The sequence below is a fragment of the Vibrio sp. TBV020 genome (genome assembly GCF_046056895.1).
Taxonomy (GTDB): Bacteria; Pseudomonadota; Gammaproteobacteria; order Enterobacterales; family Vibrionaceae; genus Vibrio.
Genome location: NZ_JBEEAQ010000003.1, coordinates 1,489,176 through 1,515,428, shown reverse-complemented (window position 1 = coordinate 1,515,428; position 26,253 = coordinate 1,489,176). Strand labels below are relative to the sequence as shown.

Sequence of the window (26,253 nt, the reverse complement as noted above, 5' to 3'; positions counted from 1 at the left end):
TTAACCTCTCGCAAAGTAGCTGTTCATGACATAGCCGTATTTCGTCGTATGGTCTGCTAGAACCTGCCCGAGCGCTTCACCATGATCACTGCGCCAATCATTCATCAGTTCTGCTAAAACAGAGGCCCAGGTGGTCACTTTCACCCCTGCTTGAGTCAGGCGCTGCACAGTCACTTCTTGCACGGTTTTGTTCCAAGTGCCCGACGCATCAATCACCGCATACACATCATACCCCTCTTCCACTGCCGACAGCGCAGGAAACAGTAGGCACACATCTGTCACAATTCCAGCCATGATGATCTTTTTACGCCCCGTTTTTTCTATTGCTTGCTTAAACGCCAAACTATCCCATGCGTTAATTTGTCCTTCACGTTCAATGACGTCATCGCCCAGTATGTTGGTGATATCAGGCATGATTGGTCCATTCGGGCCTTCTGGTAGACTCGCTGTCACCACACTTGGCAGGCCAATCGCTTTTGCGGTTCTGGTTAATCCCACAATATTGTTCTTTAATACCGTTGGATGCTCGTCGCCAAGTCCAACCATCAAGCCGGTCTGGTGATCGATCATGGCTAACACTGCATTGTCTGCAGTTAGAAACTCTGAATATTTCGTTTTCATTGTGTATCCCTCACTGGTTCATTTATTTTTCTGTGGTTCTGATAAAGCGGTTGTCATTAAAAGTCTTCGGTAAAAACAAGAATGAGCTGACTCTCTTCGCGTGCCGTGAAGCTAAGTTCTTCGGTTCGAACGAGTGTTCCTGCTTCTATTTCAACGCCATTAATTTGCGCTCGGCCAGTGCTTAAGTAAGCCAATACTTCGCCTTGATGCTGTGTTTGGTAACCTTCTTCTGCTTGCACAACTTCAATAATGGTGTGGCTATCGAAAGTCTCAGACTGCGTTTTGCTGCCCCCATAAATTCGTGTGCGTTGATTCGATTGAGGGGTATAAGATTGATAACTTGCTGGCTCGCCGGCTGTTTCAGGCAGCACCCATAGCTGAATCAATTGGTTCGGCACACCATCTGGGTTTACTTCGTTATGAGCGAAACCTTCTCCACCTGCACGTTGAACTTGCGCCTCACCCGCGACTAGCCCTTTACCGTGCTCCAGCGAACCTTTGTGGCTAACTCTGCCTTTCGCCATCACGCTGATCACATCAATTTCACGATGTGGGTGCATACCCGTCTCCCCGTATGGGACGAAGTTCGCATCGGCTAGGTAGACACAGTTACCAATGCCGTTTGAAGCCTTAGGGTGTTTGCGCGCACCGAAAACACGGTAATCGGTCACGACCTGTTTTTCTTTTAGGCCTGCAAAGCCGCCTTGAGGTAGTTGTTCAAGAGTTAACATTTCCATCGTCGCTTCCTTTGTAAGTTTGTTAGCTGATGGAAGTAGAATAGTTTGGTATCGAATGTTGATATATAAGGCGATTGATACAATACTGTTCGATATTTGATAACAATAAGAACGTTAATGCTCAATTGTGATTTAAACGATTTGATGGTGTTTACCACGGTAGTCGAGCAAGGCAGCTTCACGGGTGCCGCAGAGGCTTACAACACACCAAAATCGAATATCAGCCGTAAGATTACTCGACTTGAAACTCACTTAGGTGTGCGATTACTAGAGCGCTCAACTCGCTCTCTTCGCCTTACTGAAGTAGGACAGCGATATTACGAATACTGCCGTCGCATTAAAGATGAACTCGATGCTGCCGACAGCGCCGTTGAATCCATGTTAGAGAAACCTCAGGGACGATTACGGATTTGTACCTCGCTCGGTGTCGGGCAATCTCTACTCTCGGAGCACCTAGCCAATTTTTGCTTGAACAATCCAAATATTGAGTTGGACTTAACGTTAACCAACAGGCGAGTTGATCTTATCGAGGAAGGGTTTGATCTTGCTTTTCGAGTCGGTGACCTTGCGGATTCGAGTTTAGTCGCCAAACGTCTATGCTCAATCAATTTAAGGCTCTACTCTGCACCAGATCGTGGGTTTGAAACACTCTCCCATCCTAGTGAGTTACTGTCACACCCTTTAATGCTGATGAGCGCGAAAGAACGCAGTGCCGATTGGCAGTTATTCTCTGGAGAGGAACAGCATCACCTTACCTTTAAGCCAAGTGTTCGATGTGACGACTTTTCAATGCTCAAACGTATGGCAGTTCAAGGGTTGGGGATCACAGAGCTCCCCGACTATATGGCAAGAGAATTCGAACACAATGGCAAGCTCATTAACGTTTTAGCTGATTGGCACTTTAAACCGGTAGAACTTTACGCGCTGTACCCAAGTCACCGAGGTGCAACTCCTAAAGTTCGAGCGTTGCTGGATTTTTTAAGCAATGCATTAAAATAAAGGAAGAACGATACAACAAATAAGGCCCCACGATTGTGAGGCCTTATTTGTTTATAACTACATTCCACCTAGCTTATCTAACACCCTCAAACTTGCAGGCTAACTCTACGACTAATGTCTAACCGACTGAGACTATTTGTTTTTTTCGGTTTGGTTTAAGGTACTAACAACTTAAATGATTACGTTTATTTAAGTGTCGTGAGTAAACAACGTTTGTTGCAACAACACACCACAGAGTGTGAATGAAAGGAATCAAAATGAGCAGCACTTTAGAGTCCGTACACCTACGAGCAGATAAGCCTCAAACTAATGAGGATGAACTCACTTATGAACAACAACACAAACCAAGATCGGAATTTAATTCCCGGGAACAGTATCTAGAACACGAACTACAAATCATGTCGCCAAAGCGCTGGCGCCCGAACTTGCCGTCTAAAGATTATCGATTCGAGGTAGAAGATACCATTCCAGCAATGGCAGCAACCATTGGTAAAGTGGTGATGGTGGGTGCTATTGCAGCAACCTTTGCCGGAGCTCTAGGACTAAATGAAGGATTTATTCTAGAAAATGTTCGTTATGAATTACTGATAGCTTCAGTTTTCATTATTCTTTTCTCTGGCTTCTTATTGCCAACAGCTAACCTTGCAGGTACACACGGCCCACTTATCCCTCTAATTCCTATTGTTGTTGCCGCTGGCGGTCACCCAATGGCCTTTGGCTTGTTGATTGGCGCTTTTGGCTTACTGCTGGCCATCAGTAAAGGTGGCAGTATGTTGGCCAATCTCACCAGTAAAGGCGTGTGTGGTGGCTTATTGCTCTACTTAGGTTTTGTTGGAACGGTTTCTCAAGTCAAAAAGCTGTTCGCTTGGGCTGAAGGAATAGACATGAGTCATATTGCTTTTGTCGTCATCTTTTGCACCATCATTTTATACGCCTTATTAGAGCATTTTCGTAAACGTTGGTTAGCCGTTCCGCTTAGTTGCTTACTGGGTGGCAGCATTGCTTTTACCATGGGCGCGCCGTTTTCTTTTCAAACCGAGCCTGGTTTACCCAACATGAACCCTATGTATTGGTGGGGTGAGAATACAGGTTGGATGCTAGGCCTGCCGACCATTGAACACTTCATGGTGGTATTACCCTTTGCAATTTTAGCCGTGGCTATGTGGTCGCCAGATTTCTTAGGCCACCAAGTGTTTCAAAAGATCAGCTATCCAGAACGCACCGAAAAAGTACATATGAACATTGACGATACCATGACCACGGCGTCAATTCGTCAAACCTTCGGTTCTTTGCTCGGTGGTACTAACTTTACCTCTTCATGGGGGACATACATTGTGCCTGCAGCGATCGCTAAACGCCCTATTCCTGCCGGAGCTCTGCTAACTGCTCTATTCTGCATCATCGCCGCTGTTTGGGGTTACCCAATGGATTTGGCTATCTGGCAGCCTGTGCTTTGTGTTGCACTGATTGTTGGGGTATTTGTGCCATTGCTAGAAGCAGGCATGGAGATGACGCGTGAAGGCAAGACAACTCAATCGGCAGCGATTGTTGTATTTTCTTCAGCACTGGTTAACCCTGCATTTGGTTGGTCTCTCACCATGCTGTTAGACAACTTAGGCTTGGTAGGATGTAAAGAACGTAGCGGAGAACTGAGTAAAATGAGCCGTTGGGTGTTGCCGGGCATTATGTTTGTTGTACTAACAAGTGTGATGGCGTTGGTTGGCCTTCTTCCTCGTATTCCTGCAATTATCCCTAGCTTTCGTTAACCAGATTAAAACGGTTTAGTACTGTGGTGCTAAACCGTTTTTTCGATTCTTCATTAAGAATACAGCTCGCTGGTATCAGGAGTGGGACATAGGAGAATTGAGTTACTAAAGTCAGTGGCAATGTGCGGCGTTCACTAACATTACTGGCATTTTCGGTGGTGAAGCTCATCGAATCATCTACTATTAACTAATACATAATCAAAGAGTTAATGATGGACCCACTAACGCAAGGTGTACTGGGCGCTTCCCTCTCTCTATCGGCGAGCAAAAAACAGCACTTACTCGCCGCCGGCTTTTTTGGGCTAGTCGCTGGAATGGCACCCGATCTGGATGTATTGATTCGGTCTGAAAGCGATCCTTTACTCTTCTTAGAGTTCCACCGACAGTTTACCCATTCACTCTTTTTTATCCCTTTTGGCAGTTTCTTATGTGCTCTGGTTTTATACCCGCTATTTGGTAAAAAACTCCAACTATCATTTCAACAAAACTGGCTTTATAGCGCACTTGGGTATAGTACTCATGCATTGTTAGATGCTTGTACCTCTTATGGTACTCAGCTGTTTTGGCCTTTAACCAATGAGCGTTACGCCTGGAATGTTGTGTCCGTGATTGATCCAGCCTTCACCCTTCCTATATTGATATTGCTCGTCTTCACAATGCTAAAACGAAACGCTTGGCTAGCCCGTACTGCCGTTGTTTGGGCGTTAACTTATCCCACGCTTGGCATGATTCAAAGAGACAGAGCAGAGGCAATAGGATGGCAACTCGCGAAAGAACGACAACACATACCGATTCGATTGGAAGCCAAGCCGACTTTCGCGAATATTTTGGTTTGGAAGGTCATTTACGAAACAGCGGAGGACTACCATGTTGATGCCATTAGAGCGGCTGGTTCAATAAAAACGTATCCCGGTGAGAGCATCGCAAAGCTAAACCTAAGTCGGGATTTTCCTTGGCTCGACCTTAATTCGCAACAAGGTAAAGACATTGAACGCTTCAGGCAGTTTTCAAACGACTTTCTAGCGAGATCCCCCAACGGCGAACTCAGTATCATAGATGTACGATATTCCATGGTACCAAATCAGTTCAATGCACTATGGAGTATCACGCTGTCACCATCAGCAAGTGCGGACGACCATGTCAAATACGTAACACACCGTGACAATAGTTTAGAATCGAGACAGCTCTTCTCCGACATGCTATTTGATTTTTAGCCAAGCCAATCGAAAGTGATTTTCTACTGATCCGTTTTTTGGTCAATCGAAACGGTAGCTTTCAGGAATTACGACTACCCCATTTTCTGAAATATGAAAACGCTGAGCATCTTCAGTAGGATTAAAGCCAATTCTAGTATTAGGTGGGACCTTCACGTGTTTATCCACTATACAGTTTTGTAGTTGGCTATTTTTTCCGACCTGAACACCATCAAATAAGATGGAGTCAGCGATGGTTACCCCGTCATTAATTCTCACGTTAGCGGATAGAATGGAATGATGAACCGAACCTCCAGAGTTCACGACACCGTTAGCAATAATAGAGTTAATAAAGATACCTTCATTTCCCGTATCTGATGACACGGTTCTAGCCGGTGGGTATTGACGTTCGAAGGTTCTCACTGGCCAATTAGGCTGATAAAGATCTATTGGGGGAACCGCCTCCAAAAGATCCATGTTTGCTTGATAGTATGAATCGATCGTTCCTACATCTCTCCAATAAGAGTCTCTACTAACGCGGCCTTGTTCGTCACCAAATTGGTAGGCATAAACAGACTGCTTATCGATGAGCTTAGGAATGATATCTTTGCCAAAATCGTGGCTAGATAAATCATTCCCTGCATCTAACTCTAAACTTTCAACCAGCGCTTTCATTGAAAAAATATAGATCCCCATAGAAGCTAAACTTTTGGTTTTGTCCTTCGGTGTCGCTGGTGGGTTTTCTGGCTTTTCTTCGAAGGCCACAATTTTTCGTTCACTATCGGTGCCAATGCAACCAAACGCACTCGCTTCACGAATAGAGACTTCCATACACGCAATAGTAAGATCGGCCCCCGTTGCTTTGTGTTGAGCAAGCATAGGTTCATAGTCCATACGGTAGATATGGTCGCCAGATAACACCACCACATATTCGGCTTCACTTCTGTCCAGTAACCATAAGTTTTGGTAAATAGCATCTGCCGTTCCTTCATACCAATTTTCACCTTTACGCATTTGCGGCGGTACGGCGGTAATATATTCTCCAAGTTCTGGGTTGAAGATAGACCAGCCATCTCTCAGATGTTTTTGTAACGAATGCGATTTGTACTGAGTGAGAACAAGTACACGCCGCAAACCTGAATGGAGACAGTTGGATAAAGTAAAATCAAGGATTCTGTATTTACCACCGAACGGTACGGCAGGCTTTGCTCTATTATCGGTAAGCGGAGACAAGCGAGAGCCCATACCTCCGGCAAGTATTATTGTGAGTACATCTTGCATAGTCGTCATCCTTGATTCTAATTTAACGTTTGGGGGAGATACTCAAATAAGCATCAAGAATTGGACCATTTATAATTCATTGGTTTTTATATGGTTTAGCTAAACTTAAATTTTCTCTGCACTATGTTGGTGAGCACATATCAACACAAGAGCACCGAGTTGGTGCGTTTGCATTCGTCCTTTGCCAATTTCAACAATCTTTGCAGTTAAACATATAGCTGCACTTATCACGTTCGCTATTCAGTTCGTCCCCTCTCCTAACAACAAGAGATACGAGATGTAAACCAATGGGGAGGTTCTAAGCTCCAACCATGAATACCAAGAGTGTGATGTTTAGAATTAAACGTTTCCTAGTGTCTCTCTACTTATTTTGGAGGGAACACAGAAAACGCCCCTCTCAGTCAATATAGCCAATGGAATAGCTCCATATATTTCCTTGGGCTAATGTTCGGGAAGAATTGATGCTAATTAAAACCCTCAGTGCTTGGTACTCTGTCGTAGACACTAACCTCGTCAAGTCAGATCATAGATCTTTTATCTCCAAAACAGACTTCAACTCAATTACTTAGCACTCGAAACTAGATAGAATACAGAAGCCTTATCAACACGGATTTAGAAACGATGGGAAGCTATGCATACGACTCCTTAAATGATTCGTTGCTACTTGATAGTACACTCGTAACTAGATTTTACAGCGGTTTGTCAGACGCTGTACTAGAACAGGAACTTATCAAGTATCGTGAATACTGCTTAAAGGTACTGCCCGAAATACGCGATGTAGTGAAATCTAACGGTGTAGTTAGTTGCTTGGCAACTGACACCCTGTCTCATATTTCTCATCTAAAACAGGCTGCACTGTATCTAGAAGAAGTTGTAGTTGAAGATCCAGTCTTTAAACTGACGGACTTTAGAACCCAAGCTACAGAAGCCCTAACGTCATTTATGGGTATGGTGTCAACCCCAAAAGTAGACCGCGAGAAACTAGCCAAAGCAGCGGTTCGACTGATTGAATTGCGTCCGTTAGTAGCAGGTGGTTACGTCAAACTGTACCCAGTTACTTTTGAACTTGAAAAGGGTGCTGAAGTACCACTGCTCTACTCAGATGTTGGATTTGAAGACTGCTTACCTCCAAACGTCTTAGAACAGTACAAAGCTAGTGCAGATGTTCGAAGTGTTCAAAACGACAATGGACGAATGCTCGTAATGCGAGATCTGTATCCATGTAGAAACATCAGCATTCATTTTCAAGGTATGGAAAGTGGCTTCGCTATGGGTTATCTATTAAACCCCACAAAATTTGAACCGACTGATAAAGAAAACGTATTCACCATCATTCAAACTAAGTCCTCTGTGCCACCCAATAAAGCTGATTTTGAAGCTTGGGTAAATCAATCTGTAAATCAAACCGCACGTAATCACTTCATTGAACTAAGTAAGCGCATAGCGTTATCTGAATACCTTGGCTGCATGTTTGGTACGGAACATCCGTTTGAAAGCAATCTGCTTAACATGAATGTTGGGAGTACGGATATTCAAGCTAATACATTAAATTGTGCGCTACAAATGGACGTGCCATTCTTGGAACAAGTGTCCTCTGCTGATTTGATGTCTATCCGAAACAACGACGGTGAAGCATTCCAGTCATTCCGTGCTGAATTAGAAAAAGGACTGCGTGAAGCGAGGCATGAAACTAACCCTCATCGCGTGAAAGCAATTATCGAAGATACTCAGCATGAACTATTCGAAGTACAGATGCGCCAGATCGCACCTCAAATTAAGCACATCAGAAATACTCATCTTGCTGAAGCAGTAATTGCTGTAGCGGGTTTAGGTCTTAGTGTCGTGACTGGCGGGACAAGTTTGATTGCTACTGGCATAGCAGGGCTTAGTGGAATGAAATCACATAGCGACTACAAATCAAAACTCACGGCGAATCCAAGTCATTTTTTGTGGAATGTAAAACAAAAAGCAAAGAAGTAGTTCGTGATTCGACAGAAAGTCCGCTGTATGCGGGCTATTTGTTGTGGGATCTTTTACTCGGACTTGTAGGATCGGGGTCGTTCTCTCTGTTGCTATCGAACCTGACAGTGGCTCTTTTCCTTTTTTCATACCTGTCGTATTTCATTAATAACTAATTTAGCAAAGGGGCTGACACGTTTTTATCCAATAATGAGTTAGCATCCGTTTCCTGATCCAACAAAAAAGGCCTCGCAATGCGAGGCCTTTGATTTTCTATCTAATCAGAAGTGATGATTAGTCACGTAGTGAAGCACCGAACTTCTCAGATACGTGAGCAACGATAGCGTCAACCGCGCCAGCGATGTCTGCATCTTCAAGCGTGCGCTCTACAGATTGTAGTGTTAGCGCGATAGCTAGGCTCTTCTTACCTTCTTCAACGCCTTTACCAACGTAAACGTCGAACAGCTTCGCATCTTTTAGGAACTCACCACCTTGCTCTAGACATGCTGCAACGATGTCGCCAGAAGCTACTGCTTCGTCAACAACTACCGCGATGTCACGACGGTTTGATGGGAACTTAGAAAGCTGTACTGCTTCAGGAATCACTTTAGTGTTGATTGCAGACCATTCCACTTCGAATACGATAGTACGGCCGTTTAGACCAAACTTACGCTCTAGTTCTGGGTGAACGGTACCAATCACACCAACTTGCTTGCCATCAACGATGATAGCTGCAGATTGACCTGGGTGAAGCGCTGGGTTCGCTGCTTTTTCTTCAGCAGATAGTGCTGCGAAAGAATAAGCTGCTTCGTTAGCTGTTAGCTCAAGAACGGCTTCTAGATCGCCTTTCAGGTCAAAGAAATCAACTGTGTTAGTTTCGATGTCCCAGTGCTCTTCGCTGCGAGTACCTGCGATAACACCTGCAAGCATAGGCTCTTGGCGCATACCGTTTTCAGCAGACTCACAAGGAATGAAACGTAGGCCGTATTCGAATAGACGAACGCGTGGCTGTTGACGCTTCTGGTTGTGAACCACAGTGTTTAGTAGACCTTGGATTAGGCCTAAACGCATTGCTGACATATCTGCAGAGATTGGGAATGGCAGGATTAGCGGCTCAACACCTGGAACAACAAGCTTTTGCTGCTCTGGCTCAACGAAGCTGTAAGTGATCGCTTCTTGGTAACCACGGTCAACAAGTAGGTTACGAACGCGTTTTAGCGGAATGTTCGCTTCAACGTGGTCGTGCATCTTAAGTGCTGCCGCTGGGTTTTGGTTAGGGATGTTATCGTAACCGTAGATTCGACCTACTTCTTCAATTAGGTCTTGCTCGATTGCGATATCAAAACGCCATGTTGGTGCTGTTGCTGTCCAACCTGCGTCTGTAGTCTCAACAGTTAGGCCAAGACGCTCTAGGATCTCAACAACATCGCTGTCTGCAATGTGGTGACCTAGTAGGCTGTCTAGCTTAGTGCGACGTAGTGATACTGTGTTTGCTTTTGGTAGGTCAGCTTCTGACTCTACTGCAACAACCGGTGCTACTTCACCGCCACAGATCTCAACTAGAAGTTCTGTTGCGCGCTCCATTGCGCTCGTTTGTAGTGCGAAATCGACACCACGCTCAAAACGCATTGAAGAATCCGTGTGTAGACCGTAGCTACGAGCGCGGCCACGGATGTGGTCTGGTGCGAAGAATGCACACTCAAGTAGTACGTCTTTAGTCTCAGTCGTTACACCAGACTCTTCACCGCCAAAGATACCTGCGATAGCAAGTGCTTTGTTGTGGTCTGCGACAACTAGAGTATCAGCGTTTAGCTCAGCTTCGTTGCCGTCTAGAAGAGTTAGCTTCTCGCCCTGCTCTGCCATACGCACTACGATGCCGCCTTCAATCTTAGCAAGATCGAATGCGTGCATTGGCTGGCCTTGCTCTAGAAGAACAAAGTTAGTGATGTCTACTACTGGGTCGATAGAGCGGATACCACAACGGCGCAGCTTCTCTTGCATCCATAGTGGTGTTTCAGCTTGAACGTTTACGTTCTTAACCACACGGCCAAGGTAACGTGGACATGCTGCAGGTGCTTTCACTTCGATTGATACTTGATCGTCGATAGCTGGAGCTACCGCATTTACCGCAGGCTCAGTTACGTCAGCACGGTTTAGAACGCCAACTTCACGCGCCATACCACGGATGCTGAAACAGTCAGCGCGGTTAGCCGTTAGGTCTACGTCTACTGTTACGTCGTCAAGACCTAGGAATTCGCGGAAATCAGTACCGATTGCTGCGTCTTCTGCTAGTTCCATGATGCCATCAGATTCAACGTCGATACCTAGTTCAGAGAATGAACACAGCATGCCATGTGATGGTTGACCACGTAGTTTTGCTTTTTTGATTTTGAAATCGCCTGGTAGAACAGCACCAACAGTCGCTACAGCAACTTTGATACCTAGGCGACAGTTAGATGCGCCACAAACGATGTCTAGAAGTTCTTCAGCGCCAACATCTACTTTAGTTACACGTAGTTTGTCAGCGTCTGGGTGTTGACCACACTCAACCACTTTACCTACTTTAACGCCAGTGAAAGAACCAGCAACAGGTAGTACGTCGTCTACTTCTAGACCCGCCATTGTGATTTGGTGTGTAAGTTCGTCAGTAGATACCGCAGGGTTTACCCACTCACGAAGCCAAGATTCGCTAAATTTCATAGTGATGTATCCCCTGGATTACTTGAACTGTTTTAGGAAACGAAGATCGTTCTCGAAGAACGCACGAAGATCGTTTACCCCGTAACGAAGCATAGTTAGACGCTCAACGCCCATACCAAATGCAAAACCAGAGTATTTCTCAGGGTCGATGCCTACGCTGCGAAGTACGTTCGGGTGAACCATGCCACAACCTAGAACTTCAAGCCATTTGCCGTTCTTACCTTTCACGTCTACTTCTGCTGAAGGTTCAGTGAATGGGAAGTAAGAAGGACGGAAACGAACTTCAACTTCTTCTTCAAAGAAGTTACATAGGAAATCGTGCAGAATGCCTTTTAGCTGTGCGAAGTTTACATTCTCGTCTACTAGCATGCCTTCCACTTGGTGGAACATTGGCGTGTGCGTTTGGTCGTAGTCGTTACGGTAAACACGGCCCGGTGCAATGAAGCGGAATGGTGGTTTACCATTTTCCATCGTACGGATCTGAACGCCAGACGTGTGAGTACGTAGCATTAGATCTGGGTTAAAGAAGAACGTGTCGTGGTCAGTACGAGCTGGGTGATCTTCTGCGATGTTTAGTGCATCAAAGTTGTGGAATGCATCTTCAATCTCAGGACCAGACTCAGTGTTAAAGCCTAGCTCACCAAAGAACTGTTCAATACGCTCAACAGTACGAGTCACAGGGTGTAGACCACCGTTCTCGATACGACGACCTGGTAGAGTCACGTCGATTGTTTCTGCTGCTAGCTTCGCTTCAAGCTCTGCACGTTGTAGTGCGTCTTTACGAGCTGCGATCGCTTGCTGAACAACGCCTTTCGCTTTGTTGATCTCTTGACCAGCTTCACGGCGCTCTTCTGGTGGTAGTTTGCCTAGGCTTTGAAGTTGAGCCGTTAGCTCACCTTTCTTACCTAGATACTGAACACGCACTTCATCAAGTGCAACTAACGAATCCGCAGCTTCAATAGCAGCATTCGCGTTAGCAATGATCTCTTCTAGATGTTGCATCGTTTCCTCATCTACCTACACCTACATGCAATAGGCATAAGTGGTAGTGTCCATTCTGGGTTAGGCGCAAATTGCACTTACCCGATAGGGATCTTGGGTCTATAAATAGCTGTACATAGTAACGAATGACAAGGTCAAATCCAAATTGAAATCACGCTATTTACTGCCTTTGGGTAAAATTTCGGCTGAGCGCTTGATAAAAAGGCTTTTAGCACCCAGTTATTTACTGATTAAGCCAAATTATAAGGATGTTAGATGACCGTTTTGATTGAGCCAATCCACAGTAAATACGATGACGACATTTGCGCCATAATCAAATCTGTCGGTGCAGAATTTGGCGCCGTTGGTGAAGGGTTTGGACCATCAGATCCTGAAGTGGAAGAAATGAGTCTGCATTATACGTCTGATCGAAGCAGCTTGTACCTCGTTGCAACTATCGATGGAAAAATTGTCGGTGGCTGTGGGCTCGCGCCTTTTAATGGTTCAGCAAAAACATGTGAGCTAAAAAAGCTTTTCCTACTGCCGGAAAGCCGCGGCTTAGGGCTTGGTAAAACCTTAAGTTTGCAATGTTTAGAGTTTGCCAAACAGCGCGGCTTTGAGTCGTGTTATCTTGACACTCTCTCTTCAATGAAAGCCGCGATCAAGCTTTATGAAACACTGGGCTTCGGGCATTTAGATAAACCTTTAGCAGGCACCGAACACGGCGGTTGTGACGTTTGGATGTTGAAAAACCTTGAAGATTAGTGATGAACATCACAAAGTGAGCAAGGATAACCAGAGCAGCCGGAACACCCGCTGTTCATTTATTGAAACCTCGAGGAACATAGAACGTCAGGACTATCCATTTAGATGTTTTTCGAGGACAGTATGAACAACAGAAATAGCAAACAGCTGATTACAATGAAATTTATTAATTAACTCTCAAAAACAACCACACTCCATCAGTGTAAAATGAAAATACATTTAATGAGATTTATAAAACAAGGCCTTTTTAAAGGCCAAATTTATACTCTCCTTACCCCACTTATTTAACAATGAAAACAAACAATTTAAAATGCTCATATAAAATTAAGAAAAATGACGCTTAATTTATATCGATTGGCGCTATTTTCCCTTTCCAATCCCAATTCAAACAAACTTGGTTGCGTATAAATATTTAAGCTAGTATCCCTATAACTTATAGGTTTACTGAGTTGCTATATGACTATTAAGACGCTTTTCCAAATCTGCGACCAAACTCCCTTAAACGATCTCTTTAATGATATGGATATTACGTTGTGGGAAACATTACTTCAGCAAGTAGCTCGCTTTCTCGATTGCCCGGCTGTTGGGCTTATCTTAACTTCTGATGTTGGATATCAAAATATTGCCCTAGCTAAAACGGATGACATAACCGCGACCCCAGGGAAAATAATACCGCGCGAGGTCAATATATACTGTAAAGAGGTATATGATACTAAAAAGCAGTTTTATATTAATAACGCTTCGAATGTTGAAAAGTGGCAAGATAACCCCGAACTTACAATGCAAGGCTTTGTTTCCTATCTAGGCTTTCCAATTAAAAAACGCAACGGTGAAATATTCGCTACTCTTTGCGCCTTAGATACAAAAGAAACCAACTATAATATACAGCAAGTCGACTTGATGGGCTGTATTCGAGATATTATTCAAAGAGAGCTTCATACTGCAGAGCAACTCGCTGAAGTCCGGCATGAATCTCATCATGATGAATTAACGCAAGTGTTAAATCGTCGTGGTCTAATCGAAAAATACCAAGCACTATTGAAGTCTCAAGAAATCAGCAATAATAATCTCGCCATCATTTACTTTGACTTAGATGGCTTAAAAGTGATCAACGACACTTGGGGCCATGGCGTTGGTGATGCCTATATTTCCGGGTTCGCACAGGCGCTAAAAGATGCGTTGAGAGGATCTGATCTTTGCGCTCGACTAGGCGGGGATGAATTTGTAGCATTTTGTTCTTCAAGTAGACCTATCGATGTCGATAAGATCATCGAACGTATTACTGAACACTACGAGGCGATTTGTGCTTCGCTTACTGTGCCCTGTAATGCCGCGTTTAGTGCTGGAATTCTCAACTATCCTGTCCCACCTAAGGACATTAACAGTGCGCTCGAAATTGCCGATAAACAGATGTACGAAAATAAGCGAAGAAAAGCTCAGAGAGGCCAAATATGCTCTTAACTCGTGTGATGTTTTACGCTGTACTTGCTTTGCAAATATTTTCCGCTAATGCAGCCTATCAGGTAACGGTTAATCAATTTGTTCGCCATCCTGCTCTCGATATGGCGTATAAAGGGATCATTGAAGGATTACGCCAAGACGGGTTTATCGAAAATGAAACTATCACTTTCGATTACGCGGTCGCCCAAGCCGATATGGGAACCTCTCTACAAATTGCTCGGCAGCAAGTCGCGCTAAATCCTGATGTAATGGTGACACTCTCAACTCCATCGGCTCAAACAACCGCAAGTATTAACAGACGTATCCCCATGGTCTTTTCTGCAGTTAGTAACCCTCAACATGCTGGACTTCACCTTCAAGGAAACATCACTGGTGTATCTGCACTCTCGCCGATAGAAGAACAAATTCAACTCACGCGAGAGGTCTTCCCGATGGCTACTAGCATTGGTGTTCTTTATAATCCCGGAGAAGATAACTCCCGTTATATCGTTGACCTATTGGAACAGAGCGCCGAGAAACACCACTTCACGTTGATTAAGCGCGCAGTGATATCATCAACACAAGTGTCGCTCGCGACAAAGTCTTTGATTGAGGACGTCGATCTTATCTATCTGCCAACCGACAATACCGTGGCGAGTGCATTACCAGCGATCATCAAGGTTGCACAAGCTCAATCTGTGCCGACTATTGGGGGGACGATCGACTATGTAAATCAAGGCGCGGTAATGGCGCTAGGATTTAATTTTTTCGATAACGGTGTACAAGCAGGCCATTTGGTGGCGCATATTTTATCCGGCGCTAAGCCGGAGTCATTGCCTATTCAACCCACTAAAGGGCGAGAGCTCCATATAAACTCGGCCCAGCTAGATGCATTGAACGTGCAGCTCCCAAAATCTGTTCAGGAGCGTATCACTAAAACGCATTACTAAAGGCTAGTAAGCAACGCAATTTCTCCCCTTCAATTTAGCGGCATAGACAGCATTGTCTGCCGCTTTAATCAGCTCATTGTAGTCACTCATACTCTCACTGCGCTCGCCAACACCGACACTAATACTGCCACGCCAGACACTATCAGCAACTGGGACCAACATTTGATTGACCTTATGACGAACTAGCTCAGCGATGTGCATCCCCCCTTCTAAGTCGGTATTCGGGCAAATTACAAAAAACTCGTCCCCACCTAAGCGGCAGACCAAATCATCACTGCGGAAAGAATCTGCGAGTGTTTGTGCTAGCTCGATGAGTAGTCTATCACCCGCATCATGCCCAGCGGTATCGTTGACTTGTTTAAAGTAGTCGACATCAATCATGATACAAACAAGCGGTTCATTGTTTTGTACTGATTCTTCCCAGTAGGTTTTTAAGCTTCGAATTGCACAACGGCGGTTTGGTAACTTAGTCAGTGAATCGGTTAAAGTTAACTGTTCCAACTGTTTATTGGCTTGAGATAACTGTTTTGTGCGCTCATGAACTTTATCTTCAAGGCATTGGTTTAGCTCCAACAGCTCTTTGTTTCGCTCTGAAACTTGTTCAAAGAGCCCATTCAACGCTTTAAGTAATGGCTCCGTCGAGCTATCTTGCTCTTTCTCCTCACTTTCCCATGCCGATTTAGGATCAATGCCCGCTTCGATTTTCGCCACCTGACGCGACATGTTTTGATCAATCCCTAGGATATGATAAGCCAACCAATGAATAAGAAAATTCAGTAAATGCTCTGACGCTTTCTTGTTCTCTTCACTAATAAAAGCTTGCATGCTCAGTATGTCAGACATGAAAGCACGATGAATTTTAATATGCTCTTCAATATGTTGTTCATATAACCCTACAGAGCGCATCAAGCTTTCTTCTTCTTTAAAGTGATACTCTGCGTAGCGAGACAATTCAAACAGCGCCATACGGATGTCATGCAATGAAATGTTGTTCTCAGCAATGAGTGCACCATAGCGGTTGATAATTTCGACAAGATACTGATGCTGCTCATCAACATCATGAATACCTGTTTCGTAACAGCTATCCCATTCAAAAGACTTCATAAATCAGTACCTTCTAACATTTTTTGCTGGAGTCTTTCATAGAATCCAATACTTTATAATAACCATTTCTATATAATGGATTTTACATATTTATCTGATAAATCTAAGTGCAATGAAACAAAAAAGGGAGCTAGATCAGCCCCCCTTTTGTTTGGAATGGATATCACATATCAAGTTTCATCGAAAACTAATCAAAAGTAGTACTCTAATGAAAGTTCTATGAAGTCATCTTTTTTCGCAAAATAAAGTAAATCGTCGGGCGTTTCGTTCTCAAACCAATACCCATCAATTCTCCATGTCAGGTGGTTAGTCAACCTGCTAGACGCTTCGAGCTTTGCGCTATAGACGTCAGAGTTATCCAGATCCTGAGTCAACCCGAGTAGGACTTCAGTGCTATCTTCATCATTCAATGCTAATCGAGTCCCAACAAACAGATCGTTTTGCCCAACACTTTGTGCATTATTGCCACGGCTGTCATATAGGTACTCAGCAATCAACCCCACGTCCCAAACCGTTTCAAAAGCACCAACAATCGTGTACTCAAACCCCGAGACTAACCCCACATGATGATCAGCACTGTCACGGTAGATAGTCTCAAGCTTCCAGAGCCAATCTTCCACGATACCTTGCACATCCAGTCCAACTTGTTTGGCTTGTGCGTAGTATGGTTTCAGCTCACTACCATGAAGTTGATAGTAAGGATCTCGATTTGTTCCCTGAAAATAACTCAAGCCAACATCCCAATCCCCCAACATTTGAGAGTAACGGAATGCGAAATCGATATGTTGCTCCTCACGAGACGATTCATAAATGGCATCATTAGATACCGGAATCGTCGGCCTTAAGCGCCCATCAACGCCAGAGAACGTCCGCTCTCTAAAGTACGGGAGGAGAATCGCATCAACACTGCCCCACTCTTTAATCGAGGTAAAGTGAACCATAGGTTGGCCAAGCTTGTCTTCACCATCCACAGATTCTATTGCATCGGTTTGATTGACCACATCGACTAAATGAGAGGACTCTGTTACGCCCCAAAATACCTTACCAATGCCAGCCCTTAGTTCGTAGTCGTCCCAGTAAGTTAAATAAAGGGCTTCCCGTATGTCTCCATGACTGCGCTCATCATCCAAGCTATCCAATCGATAGAAAGGAGTGAAGGTGAAGTCCGAGGAATCACCTAACTCCCAGTAAAACTCTGGCTGCAATACTAAAGAGCTCTGGCCCTTATTTTGTCCCTGAGTTCCTTGGCTAAAAAATTGCCGATGCTCTGCATTGATTTGACCAGATAATCCAAACGCGTGACATTGTAACGCAACAATCGTAAGTGAAGCGCAAGCCGCTAAGCGACCTGCTGCATTTATAACTGCTTTCATACAACCCCTACTTCACACGTTTGAGGACATTCTTTTCGAAATCTTTTTCACGCAACCCTGTTTGGAAATCTAAAAGACTCGTAGTTAGCAATGTGCTTTTCCCTGTTTGATGGTTAACCATGTCCATAGTGTGAGCACGCCAATACTTATCTAAGTACTGTTTGTAGTCCTCAAATTTAAGCGTTTTAAGTAGTGAGCCCTTTCGATCGTAAAACTCTACCTGCAACGGACGGTAATGTTCAGTGTCCAACCAAACCAACTGCTTGGTATAGCCTGAGTTTTTGTCCGTTGGTGTTTGTTCTAACAAGTACGTTTCAACACCATTAAGCTGCTGATTACCCAAATGGTTAAAGGTATATTTTTCTAACTCAAACGAGCTAAGATCTTCGTAGGCAAATTCACTGCCCATGAAAGGACCAGATTTATTACGTGATGAAATGCGCTTAACTCGTTTTAGCGCGGGTAAATAAAGCCACTGGTCATCGGCATCGATACTATGAGAATGATTGAGAAATGCAGTCCCTTTCACATCTCTTGGTTGGTCGAAGATCGTTAGACCTTTATCACCGTCATTGGCGACTTCAAACGATTTAAGGCGCATTTCTCTGGTACTGCTCTCTCCTTGCGCGTTTTTTAAAATCATCTGCATGGTGGCGACAGAATCTCCCCATCCTTCATCTCTCGCTTTGCGTTCTTTAGCTATCACTAATCCTTGTTCCGGAGACGCATAAACTTGACTACTCAGCGCCAATAAAGCTGATAGCGCGATCATTTTGATTGCTGAATTACTTTTTACGTTCATTGTGACATCCTTTTAACTTTGTAATTGAGTAGGCTGAGAGTTAATTGCAGTGGTACTTTGCGCTTGCGTAGATGCCTCGGTATAACTGGCAGTATCAAACTTCATAAGCAGTGCTGGTAAGAAAACAAAGTCGACCACCAGCGCAATGAAAATAACAATTGCACTCAGTTGTCCCATATCTGCATTCAATCTAAAGCTCGACATAGCAAGTACTGAGAAACCAGCAACTAGCACAACGGTCGTTATCCAAAGGGCTCGGCCCACAGTATGAAAAGCATATCGAACCGCTTCTTCCGCTGATTTTCCTTGTTTACGGGCTCGTTGATACTTAGAAAGGAAATGCACGGAATCATCAACAACAATCCCAAGTGTTAGGGTCACCACCACCGATAGGCCCAAATTGATTTCCCCAGAGAACACAGCCCATAAACCAAAGCCAATGATTGCTGGTGCCATATTCGGAACGACACTGATCATCCCAAGCCTCAATGATCTCAGTGAGAAAATCATTAGCGCAGAGATCAAAATCAAGGTGATTGGTAAGGTAGAAAGCATACTCGCCATGTTCGTTTCACCGATATGAGCAAACATCAATGTCGGGCTCGAAGCGACAACGTCATATTGAGGCGCGTTATTGGCAAACCATTGGTAAATGCGATTTTCTAAATCCACCATTTCAACACTGCCTAAATTGTCCACCGTTGCGACCATTTTGATCGACGATTTATCTACGTTGATTTGGTTATTCAGGTCGAGGCCATATGGCAATGACATTTCGTAAAGTAGTAGGTACTGAGCAGCGAGTTCGCGATCAAGGGGCAGCGTGTAATGGCTATTATCGTCCCCATGCATATTTTTGTTTAAGCGCTTATACACATCAGACAGTGTGGCAACATGGTCAGTTTCAGGTTGCTGACGAAGCCAGGTTGAGAAATCACCGATAGTTTGTAAATACACTGGATCAGCAATACCTTGCGACTCGCGGCTTTTAACAACAATGTTGATGTTGCTCATTCCACTAATACGCTCTTCCATAAAATCAGCGGCTCTACGGAATTCACTGCGAGAGTCAAAATACTTAACCGACTCATCATTGATTTTGTTCAGAGGTAGCAAAGCTGCAGAAATAGCAATGACAACCGCTGATAGTGGTAATAGAGCCTTTCGATAACGAACAACTAAATCGCCCAGTCTATCCATAAAGTCCGTTGGGTTAGCGTTGTCGGCGTCGACAGGTTTTACTTTTATTGGTAACACTCTGAGCATGGCTGGAAGTAACGACACCGAAAGCAAGCAAGCGATCATCACGCCTAGTGCAGCTAAATTACCAAAGTCGCGTAGCACAGGTGAGTCAGACATATTCATCATCAAAAAGCCAATCGCAGTGGTCACTGAGGTAATCACGATAGGCATGAAGTTGATGGCGACACTCTGGTCAATTGCAAACTGCTTACTATGGCCGAGTTTCATATTTTGTCGCATAGTCGCAATAACGTGAACACAGTCCGCAACTGCTAAGGTCATGACCAGCGTAGGGATATTGACCGTAGCCGTACTGAGAAACATGCCAGCCCAGCCTGATAACCCCATCGTTGCTGCAACCGAGCCAATAATTACAATCAGCGTTGCTATCACACTTAAGATTGAACGTAACATCACGGTTAGAAACAGAAGAATTACCGCGAGCATCGTAGGAACAAGTGTCGAGCTGTCATCTTGCGCCGCCACCATAAACGCGTGGTTCATAGCAATGATCCCTGCTTTATGAAACTCTACGTTTGGATATAAGGTTTGGTATTTATCTATTAAAAGGTTGGCTGCTGAAATGACCTCAATGACTTCCGCAGTTTCATCCACTTCAGGGAGCTGGACCGTGATATTGACAACCGACACATCGCCTTTTTCAGAGATCATCGAATATTTTACTACCGGCTCAGACAATGCTATCTGCCTAACTTTGGCTATACGCTCTGGAGTAAGAACGTATTCATCAAGCAACAAGTCTTCGACGATAAGATCGTCTTCTGTTGCTTCAGTGTTTTGATAGTTAGCCAGAGAGTCAACGCGGCTGGAATAAGGGACTTGCCATGCGTCTTGTGTGAGTTGTTGAATCAGTGTGAGGGTTTCTGGCTCAAAGACATTGCCACTTTTCGGGGCAATAACAATTGAAAGGTTATCTGACTTAGCGAATGTGGTTTGAATTTCGTCAAAGGCTCTTAGCTGTGTATTCTCTCCATCGAAGAAAATGTTGTAGTCACCTCGAAAGTAGAGGTTCTTTCCTCCAATAGTCGCGGCAATAACCATTGAGATCGTAATTAAGAGTACCCACCAGCTGAAGCGGGTTGGCATGGTCAACCAATTAGGCGGTTGTTTGGGGATAGCTTGTTTAGTTTTCATCACACTCTCCGTTTGTGACGTTTCGTCAAAATTCATTACTTAAAAACCAGCAAGTGCTGGTATTTAAGTAACAAAACTCAAATCAACTACCGAACTAAAGTTCGAGTGTCATTTATTGACGGTTCGTCATAAACGTTGCTTTAAAAAGCCCATAAGGGCTTTTTATCTGAGTGTTTAACGCCCAACGGATTGTAAGTATTCGATCTCTTCAGCGAACAACTCTTGTTCTACTCGCTGCCAAGTCTTACGGTAATCCCACTCACTTGATAGCGGTTTCCAGTTGAGTCCATCAAGCAACATATTGGCGTTATGTAAAACGGAGAATGGATCTTGAATGCGTTTGATACAATGGCTGTTCGAAGCATTCTGAGTCAGTGCGTTAGAACCAAAAGCTATCGACCAGTTGGCGAAAACAATCGCGTCAGATCCGATACCAGGTGAGAACTTCAAGTCACCTTGTTCTACTGCGAAGTTAACCAGTTGATCAGCGTTGCCAATCACTTGTTCTTCTAACTCATTCAACTCTTTCACTCGCTCAGGAGATGCTTTTTCTAGTACCCATGGGCTCTTAGCCATGATTGCACAAGTAGAAAGTACCGGCTCCATTCGCGCGTAAATTCGATAACCAACATGCATTGCCATCACTTTTTCACGAGTATTGCCTTCAAATTCAGCCGCTCGTGCAAACAAGATAGCTTCACTTTTCAAGGAGTGAATGCACAACGCAATGATCACATCTTCTTTGCTGCAAAAATGATTATAGATAGTCCCTTTTGAATATGAACTCGCTGACGTCAGCTTATCCATAGACAAATTACTCCACCCTTCTTTCTGAACTAAAGACTTAGCTAAAAGGGTTAATTCTACTTCTCTATCTGCGATAGCTTGCTGTTTCTTGGTACGCCCAAAACGACAGCCAGCACCATCTTGTTTATCAGTTTTATTGCAGCCAAAGCCAAACATGATCAATTAATCCATATTTATCCGTTACTCCTTAACGTTCTAATTGTAACACGAATCACAACAACGTGATAAAGCACATTTGTGACGTTTCGTCATTTTTGACACTTCGTCATAATAGCGCATATATTGATCACTTCAAGCGAATTTATAAAAAACATTTGTGACAGTGATGAATTCTCATAAATGCTACTATTGCTTAATCTGATATGAGAAATGGACTTTGGAATGAAATACCTTATTAGTGCAACCGCCTTACCGTTTGCTATCTCTTTCTCTGCTCTTGCAGATAACTGGAGCGCTGAACCAATTGTTGAAGGACTAAATATTCCTTGGGGGCTTACTTACGTCGGAAACAACCAGTTAATGATCAGCGAAAAAAATGGTCAAGTTGGTCTACTCGATTTGAGTGACAACACATATGCCCTCATTGGAAAACACCCAAGCGCTTACGTTTATGGGCAAGGTGGATTGTTAGATATTGCCTACTCCCCTTTTAACAATGAGTTGGTCTATTTTACGTACGCTAAGCAAGTTAATAATACCGTTGAAACCACATTAAGCGTTGCAACCTATAAAGAAAAAAAATTGTCTGGTTGGCAAGATCTTATCGTGACTCAATCCGGTGCAGATGGTGGCAGGCATTTTGGTAGCCGCATCACATTTGATCAGGAGTCTCTTTATTTCAGCATTGGCGACAGAGGTGAGCGAAGCAACGGGCAAGATCTAACCACACACGCTGGCAGTATTTTAAAAGTAACGCCACAGGGTAAGCCTGCCAGCGATAATCCATTTATCAAAGAGCACCAAGCAAAGCCCGAAATTTGGAGTTATGGTCACCGAAACCCCCAAGGATTGTTCTACGATGACCAAACCAAACAGTTATGGTCGATAGAGCATGGTCCAAGAGGCGGAGATGAGATTAACTTAATTGAGAGAGGGGCAAATTACGGTTGGCCTGTTACCTCACACGGGAAAGAGTATTGGGGACCCATTTCCGTTGGTGACTCACAAGAAAAAGAAGGCGTTCAATCACCGAAAAAGGTCTACGTTCCTTCAATTGCTCCTGGTTCACTGATTCTTTATCGAGGAAAGACACACCCACAGTTGAATGGAAAACTACTCGCTGGTGCCTTGAAGCTTACTCATATCAACGTTTTAACCCTAAAAGGTACTGAAGTCGTCAAAGAGCAAAGAATCCTAGAAGATCTCGGTGAAAGAATTAGAGACATTGAGAGTCTACCTAACGGGGAGATCGTGTTTAGTACTGATAGCGGAAAAATCTACCAATTGAAAAGCGACAGCTAAAGAGAAGAGTAACCCAATTCGCTTCAAGTATTAATGAAACCTTGTTTAAGGGCTGTTTACTCTTTACAGCCCGCCCAAGTGACTTGGTTACGTCCGTTTTGCTTACCGACGTATAGCGCTTTATCTGCGACATTAAACATCGAATCTTGCAGTTCTTGATGGGTAATGAAATGCTCATTAATGTCAATTTGCGTCGCTACAGAGCCACCTACCGTGACAGTTAAACAATCGTATGGAGCATTCCCGTCATGAACAACATTGAGCCCTTCGATCTCTTTTCTTAATCTTTCAGTAAAGTTGAGCAACTGGCTCATCTCTGGCCTCGCGCAAAGTAGCACGAACTCTTCACCACCGTATCGAAACGCTAAGTCACTATCTCTGGCAATTTCATTAATTTTGGCACCAACGAGAGATAACGCATTGTCCCCTTCCGTATGGCCATAGATGTCATTAAAGGCTTTGAAATTATCCACATCGCAGATGATCAATCCGACATGATGTCCTTTTGCAAAGTGACGCTTAATGAAGGGAATAGCTGTCCGAGAATATTTGTAACGCGATCCTAAACCAGTCAGCGGATCAGTGTCTGACCGCGTACGCAATATACTGAGTTGATTATCCAGTTTAGTCAGCAACCCATGATATGCTTTGGCCAATTGACCAATCTCATCACTGCGGTCCCATTCACCAAGTGCGATAAGGTTTTCACTGGTGTTATCTGAACGCATGTGCTCAGCCAAGGATTTGAGTGGCGAGACAATCCAATGAGACACCCAACCAATCAACACCAGAGAGATAGCGAGTGCGACGATAGCTTCGGCGATGATCTCTTCGACCAGAGAGTTCTGTAACTCTGTCAGTTCACTTGCGTCGAATACTGCCCACACTTCACCGCCATTCTTATTTCTAAGCGGAAGAATAACGTTCAAGGTGCACAGCCCCTCATCTAAGTAAAAGCTGTCATCGTTCACGGGTGTTTTTTGCCACGGGATATAAATATTGTCAGAAATATAGATACTTTCGGCCACCGCATCATACTCACGCGTCATTCTATTTTTAATGAACCTGAGTTTTTTGTGTCGAACTGAATTATCCGCGTCTGTAGATTCTATTCGATCATTCAGCTCATGGATTTTTTGTTCTAGCTCTTGTAGTTCGGCTTGTTTAACGTCAGCACGCCACAAGTATTCAAAGCGCTTAAAATAGCTAACATGAATGCTCTGCCCCGAGTAATCCGACCGCCCTGTTATGTCGAGAAATTCTAACCCTTCAATGGATGAGAACATTTCTTTTGTCGCAGGCATGGTCAAATTCGCGTAGTTAATACCCGCGACTGAATTTGATATGAATGAGATATGAGGAGCGAGGGTCAGTTTTGCTAGGCTAGCCGAATATTCAATATGACGGTGCCATTCACTCTGATAGCGCGTGTAACTAAAACCAGAAATTAAAATCACAACCAAAAACAAATGAGATACGACCAACATTTGGTTGATCGACAGTCTGGTGACGAATTTTTTAGGTAATTTTTGTAGCTTCAACTAACTTTATCGCTCACTGTAGATATCAAGAACTGGCTCAGCACATGTTCCATTGATACAAATATCTTTATACGTGGAGTGACAGCTTTGACAGAAAGCTGGCTTCAAAGATGGATGCTGATGACTAATATCCTCGCCCTGACGATTATAACTACCGTATACCGCCTCGCCGCCAATATGTTCTGTCACCCAGACAATACCTTGAGCTTCTGACACTGCTACAGCCGTAGGGCCATCACTATAGGGTCCATGAGTTTTATATTCTTCTAACTTATTAGGATTGACTCTGATCGTCAGAGGCGAACCTTGTCCGTCATTGATCCAGCTATAAGCACGTACAGACTCTTGGATAAAAAGAGAAGTGTTCGGTGGAAGAATCGCATCTGCCGGTAAATTCGCGGACTCTTTCACTACTGGCCAATCTAAAAAATCGGGAGGAAAAGAAGCTATAGACTCTGCTCTTACCGGAGTCATAAACAGAGATACAACGAACAGAAAAACTTTCAGTAGACCATTTTGTCTATCCACTCTTAATCCTCTCACTCATATGGGTGATGCATATTTATAAACTGAGGCTATTTTATTCGATTTAAAAATAAATTCATTAAAAGTATGCGCAATAATCAGCCTAAATGATTGTAGAAGAGACCGTGCTCACTAAGAGTTAGAGATTGAAGGCAAGAAAAAGAGGAAGATACGAAAAAGCCCCAGCATTTCTGCTAGGGCTTTAATTTGGAGCGACACACGAGGTTCGAACTCGTGACCTCAACCTTGGCAAGGTTGCGCTCTACCAACTGAGCTAGTGTCGCAATTGTTTTTGCTAATTTATTAGCAGATAGATGGTGCCCCGGGCCGGACTTGAACCGGCACAGCGCGAACGCCGAGGGATTTTAAATCCCTTGTGTCTACCAATTCCACCACCAGGGCACACAAATCTAAATTTGTGATGCCTTTACTGAACTAAGTAAAACACCATCTTGATATCGAACTAAAATTCGCTATCCAAAAATTTGGAGCGACACACGAGGTTCGAACTCGTGACCTCAACCTTGGCAAGGTTGCGCTCTACCAACTGAGCTAGTGTCGCAAATGGAGGCGCGTCCCGGAGTCGAACCGAGGTCCACGGATTTGCAATCCGCTGCATAGCCACTCTGCCAACACGCCTTCACACTCCCAATCGAAACCGTTTTCACGTCGTTCCTCTTGGGTACGGAATGCATTCTACGGATTCGAACTAATGAGTCAACACTAATTTTTATTTTTTGAATCGTTTGTCTATTTAACGTTCAAAATCGCTCAAATTGATGAGTTTTCTAGCAAATAAAACTTAAAAACCGCTGACTTAATTGAAGTATTTAAAAAGCAGATACAAAAAA

General features: G+C 43.9%; 20 protein-coding genes and 4 tRNA genes. 8 read left to right on the top strand and 16 right to left on the bottom strand.

The features are described 5' to 3' along the window. Complete coding sequence (locus AAFX28_RS15005) at nucleotides 1-621, bottom strand: isochorismatase family protein (RefSeq protein ID WP_408688823.1); 621 nt, start codon at nucleotides 619-621, stop codon at nucleotides 1-3. A 56-nt stretch (nucleotides 622-677) separates the two neighbouring features. Continuing rightward, nucleotides 678-1,358, bottom strand: coding sequence for a pirin family protein (locus AAFX28_RS15000; protein WP_408688822.1), 681 nt, complete (start codon nucleotides 1,356-1,358; stop codon nucleotides 678-680). 117 nt (nucleotides 1,359-1,475) lie between these two features. On the opposite strand from AAFX28_RS15000, the gene AAFX28_RS14995 reads away from it, so the two are divergent. From AAFX28_RS14995 to AAFX28_RS14985, 3 genes are all read left to right on the top strand, one after another. Continuing rightward, nucleotides 1,476-2,357: a LysR family transcriptional regulator gene (locus tag AAFX28_RS14995; protein ID WP_408688820.1), complete on the top strand. Its 882-nt coding sequence runs from the start codon at nucleotides 1,476-1,478 to the stop codon at nucleotides 2,355-2,357. A gap of 257 nt (nucleotides 2,358-2,614) precedes the next feature. Further along, nucleotides 2,615-4,123 carry a DUF3360 domain-containing protein gene (locus AAFX28_RS14990; RefSeq protein ID WP_408688818.1) on the top strand — a complete coding sequence of 503 codons (1,509 nt, stop codon included), beginning with the start codon at nucleotides 2,615-2,617 and terminating at the stop codon, nucleotides 4,121-4,123. Between the two features lie 212 nt (nucleotides 4,124-4,335). Next, the gene (locus AAFX28_RS14985) at nucleotides 4,336-5,337 is read left to right on the top strand and encodes a metal-dependent hydrolase (protein WP_408690882.1); all 1,002 of its coding nucleotides are present in this window, start codon (nucleotides 4,336-4,338) and stop codon (nucleotides 5,335-5,337) included. Between the two features lie 42 nt (nucleotides 5,338-5,379). Here AAFX28_RS14985 and glgC read toward each other — a convergent pair whose 3' ends face one another. Next, entirely contained in the window at nucleotides 5,380-6,606 is a 1,227-nt protein-coding gene (gene glgC, locus AAFX28_RS14980; RefSeq protein ID WP_408688816.1) for a glucose-1-phosphate adenylyltransferase, read from the bottom strand. A 612-nt stretch (nucleotides 6,607-7,218) separates the two neighbouring features. Here glgC and AAFX28_RS14975 point away from each other — a divergent pair. Continuing rightward, nucleotides 7,219-8,577 carry a hypothetical protein gene (locus AAFX28_RS14975; protein WP_408688815.1) on the top strand — a complete coding sequence of 453 codons (1,359 nt, stop codon included), beginning with the start codon at nucleotides 7,219-7,221 and terminating at the stop codon, nucleotides 8,575-8,577. 273 nt (nucleotides 8,578-8,850) lie between these two features. Here AAFX28_RS14975 and pheT read toward each other — a convergent pair whose 3' ends face one another. Both pheT and pheS read right to left on the bottom strand, forming a co-directional pair. Beyond that, nucleotides 8,851-11,256 (bottom strand): phenylalanine--tRNA ligase subunit beta, encoded by a 2,406-nt coding sequence (gene pheT, locus AAFX28_RS14970; protein ID WP_408688814.1) that lies wholly within the window; start codon nucleotides 11,254-11,256, stop codon nucleotides 8,851-8,853. A gap of 18 nt (nucleotides 11,257-11,274) precedes the next feature. After that, nucleotides 11,275-12,258 carry a phenylalanine--tRNA ligase subunit alpha gene (gene pheS / locus AAFX28_RS14965; protein WP_004413586.1) on the bottom strand — a complete coding sequence of 328 codons (984 nt, stop codon included), beginning with the start codon at nucleotides 12,256-12,258 and terminating at the stop codon, nucleotides 11,275-11,277. Nucleotides 12,259-12,513: 255 nt separating this feature from the next. On the opposite strand from pheS, the gene AAFX28_RS14960 reads away from it, so the two are divergent. The 3 genes from AAFX28_RS14960 to AAFX28_RS14950 all read left to right on the top strand — a co-directional run bounded on the left by AAFX28_RS14960 (nucleotide 12,514) and on the right by AAFX28_RS14950 (nucleotide 15,392). After that, a complete protein-coding gene (locus AAFX28_RS14960; protein ID WP_408688812.1) occupies nucleotides 12,514-13,002 on the top strand; it encodes a GNAT family N-acetyltransferase in 489 nt (162 codons plus the stop codon). Between the two features lie 456 nt (nucleotides 13,003-13,458). Continuing rightward, nucleotides 13,459-14,463: a diguanylate cyclase domain-containing protein gene (locus AAFX28_RS14955; protein WP_408688811.1), complete on the top strand. Its 1,005-nt coding sequence runs from the start codon at nucleotides 13,459-13,461 to the stop codon at nucleotides 14,461-14,463. Beyond that, complete coding sequence (locus tag AAFX28_RS14950; protein WP_408688809.1) at nucleotides 14,454-15,392, top strand: ABC transporter substrate-binding protein; 939 nt, start codon at nucleotides 14,454-14,456, stop codon at nucleotides 15,390-15,392. Before AAFX28_RS14955 ends, AAFX28_RS14950 begins: the two co-directional genes overlap by 10 nt. Before the next feature lie 3 nt (nucleotides 15,393-15,395). Here AAFX28_RS14950 and AAFX28_RS14945 read toward each other — a convergent pair whose 3' ends face one another. From AAFX28_RS14945 to AAFX28_RS14925, 5 genes are all read right to left on the bottom strand, one after another. Further along, nucleotides 15,396-16,496, bottom strand: coding sequence for a GGDEF domain-containing protein (locus AAFX28_RS14945; RefSeq protein ID WP_408688808.1), 1,101 nt, complete (start codon nucleotides 16,494-16,496; stop codon nucleotides 15,396-15,398). Nucleotides 16,497-16,687: 191 nt separating this feature from the next. Continuing rightward, on the bottom strand, nucleotides 16,688-17,869 hold the full coding sequence (locus AAFX28_RS14940; protein ID WP_408688807.1) for a hypothetical protein: 1,182 nt from the start codon (nucleotides 17,867-17,869) through the stop codon (nucleotides 16,688-16,690). 7 nt (nucleotides 17,870-17,876) lie between these two features. Then, a complete protein-coding gene (locus AAFX28_RS14935) occupies nucleotides 17,877-18,671 on the bottom strand; it encodes an outer membrane lipoprotein-sorting protein (RefSeq protein ID WP_408688806.1) in 795 nt (264 codons plus the stop codon). Between the two features lie 12 nt (nucleotides 18,672-18,683). Beyond that, the gene (locus tag AAFX28_RS14930; protein WP_408688804.1) at nucleotides 18,684-21,068 is read right to left on the bottom strand and encodes an efflux RND transporter permease subunit; all 2,385 of its coding nucleotides are present in this window, start codon (nucleotides 21,066-21,068) and stop codon (nucleotides 18,684-18,686) included. A gap of 174 nt (nucleotides 21,069-21,242) precedes the next feature. Beyond that, a complete protein-coding gene (locus AAFX28_RS14925; protein WP_408688802.1) occupies nucleotides 21,243-22,031 on the bottom strand; it encodes a TetR/AcrR family transcriptional regulator in 789 nt (262 codons plus the stop codon). A 225-nt stretch (nucleotides 22,032-22,256) separates the two neighbouring features. Here AAFX28_RS14925 and AAFX28_RS14920 point away from each other — a divergent pair, with 225 nt between their 5' ends. Beyond that, nucleotides 22,257-23,336 (top strand): PQQ-dependent sugar dehydrogenase, encoded by a 1,080-nt coding sequence (locus AAFX28_RS14920; protein ID WP_408688800.1) that lies wholly within the window; start codon nucleotides 22,257-22,259, stop codon nucleotides 23,334-23,336. A 56-nt stretch (nucleotides 23,337-23,392) separates the two neighbouring features. Here AAFX28_RS14920 and AAFX28_RS14915 read toward each other — a convergent pair whose 3' ends face one another. From AAFX28_RS14915 to AAFX28_RS14890, 6 genes are all read right to left on the bottom strand, one after another. Beyond that, the gene (locus tag AAFX28_RS14915; protein WP_408688798.1) at nucleotides 23,393-24,877 is read right to left on the bottom strand and encodes a diguanylate cyclase; all 1,485 of its coding nucleotides are present in this window, start codon (nucleotides 24,875-24,877) and stop codon (nucleotides 23,393-23,395) included. Between the two features lie 6 nt (nucleotides 24,878-24,883). Further along, a complete protein-coding gene (locus AAFX28_RS14910) occupies nucleotides 24,884-25,351 on the bottom strand; it encodes a hypothetical protein (RefSeq protein WP_408690881.1) in 468 nt (155 codons plus the stop codon). A 259-nt stretch (nucleotides 25,352-25,610) separates the two neighbouring features. After that, a tRNA-Gly gene (locus AAFX28_RS14905) sits at nucleotides 25,611-25,686 on the bottom strand. Between the two features lie 31 nt (nucleotides 25,687-25,717). Then, nucleotides 25,718-25,804, bottom strand: a tRNA-Leu gene (locus AAFX28_RS14900). An 84-nt stretch (nucleotides 25,805-25,888) separates the two neighbouring features. Beyond that, nucleotides 25,889-25,964, bottom strand: a tRNA-Gly gene (locus tag AAFX28_RS14895). A gap of 3 nt (nucleotides 25,965-25,967) precedes the next feature. After that, nucleotides 25,968-26,041: transfer RNA gene (locus AAFX28_RS14890), tRNA-Cys, on the bottom strand. Between the last annotated feature and the right edge of the window lie 212 nt (nucleotides 26,042-26,253).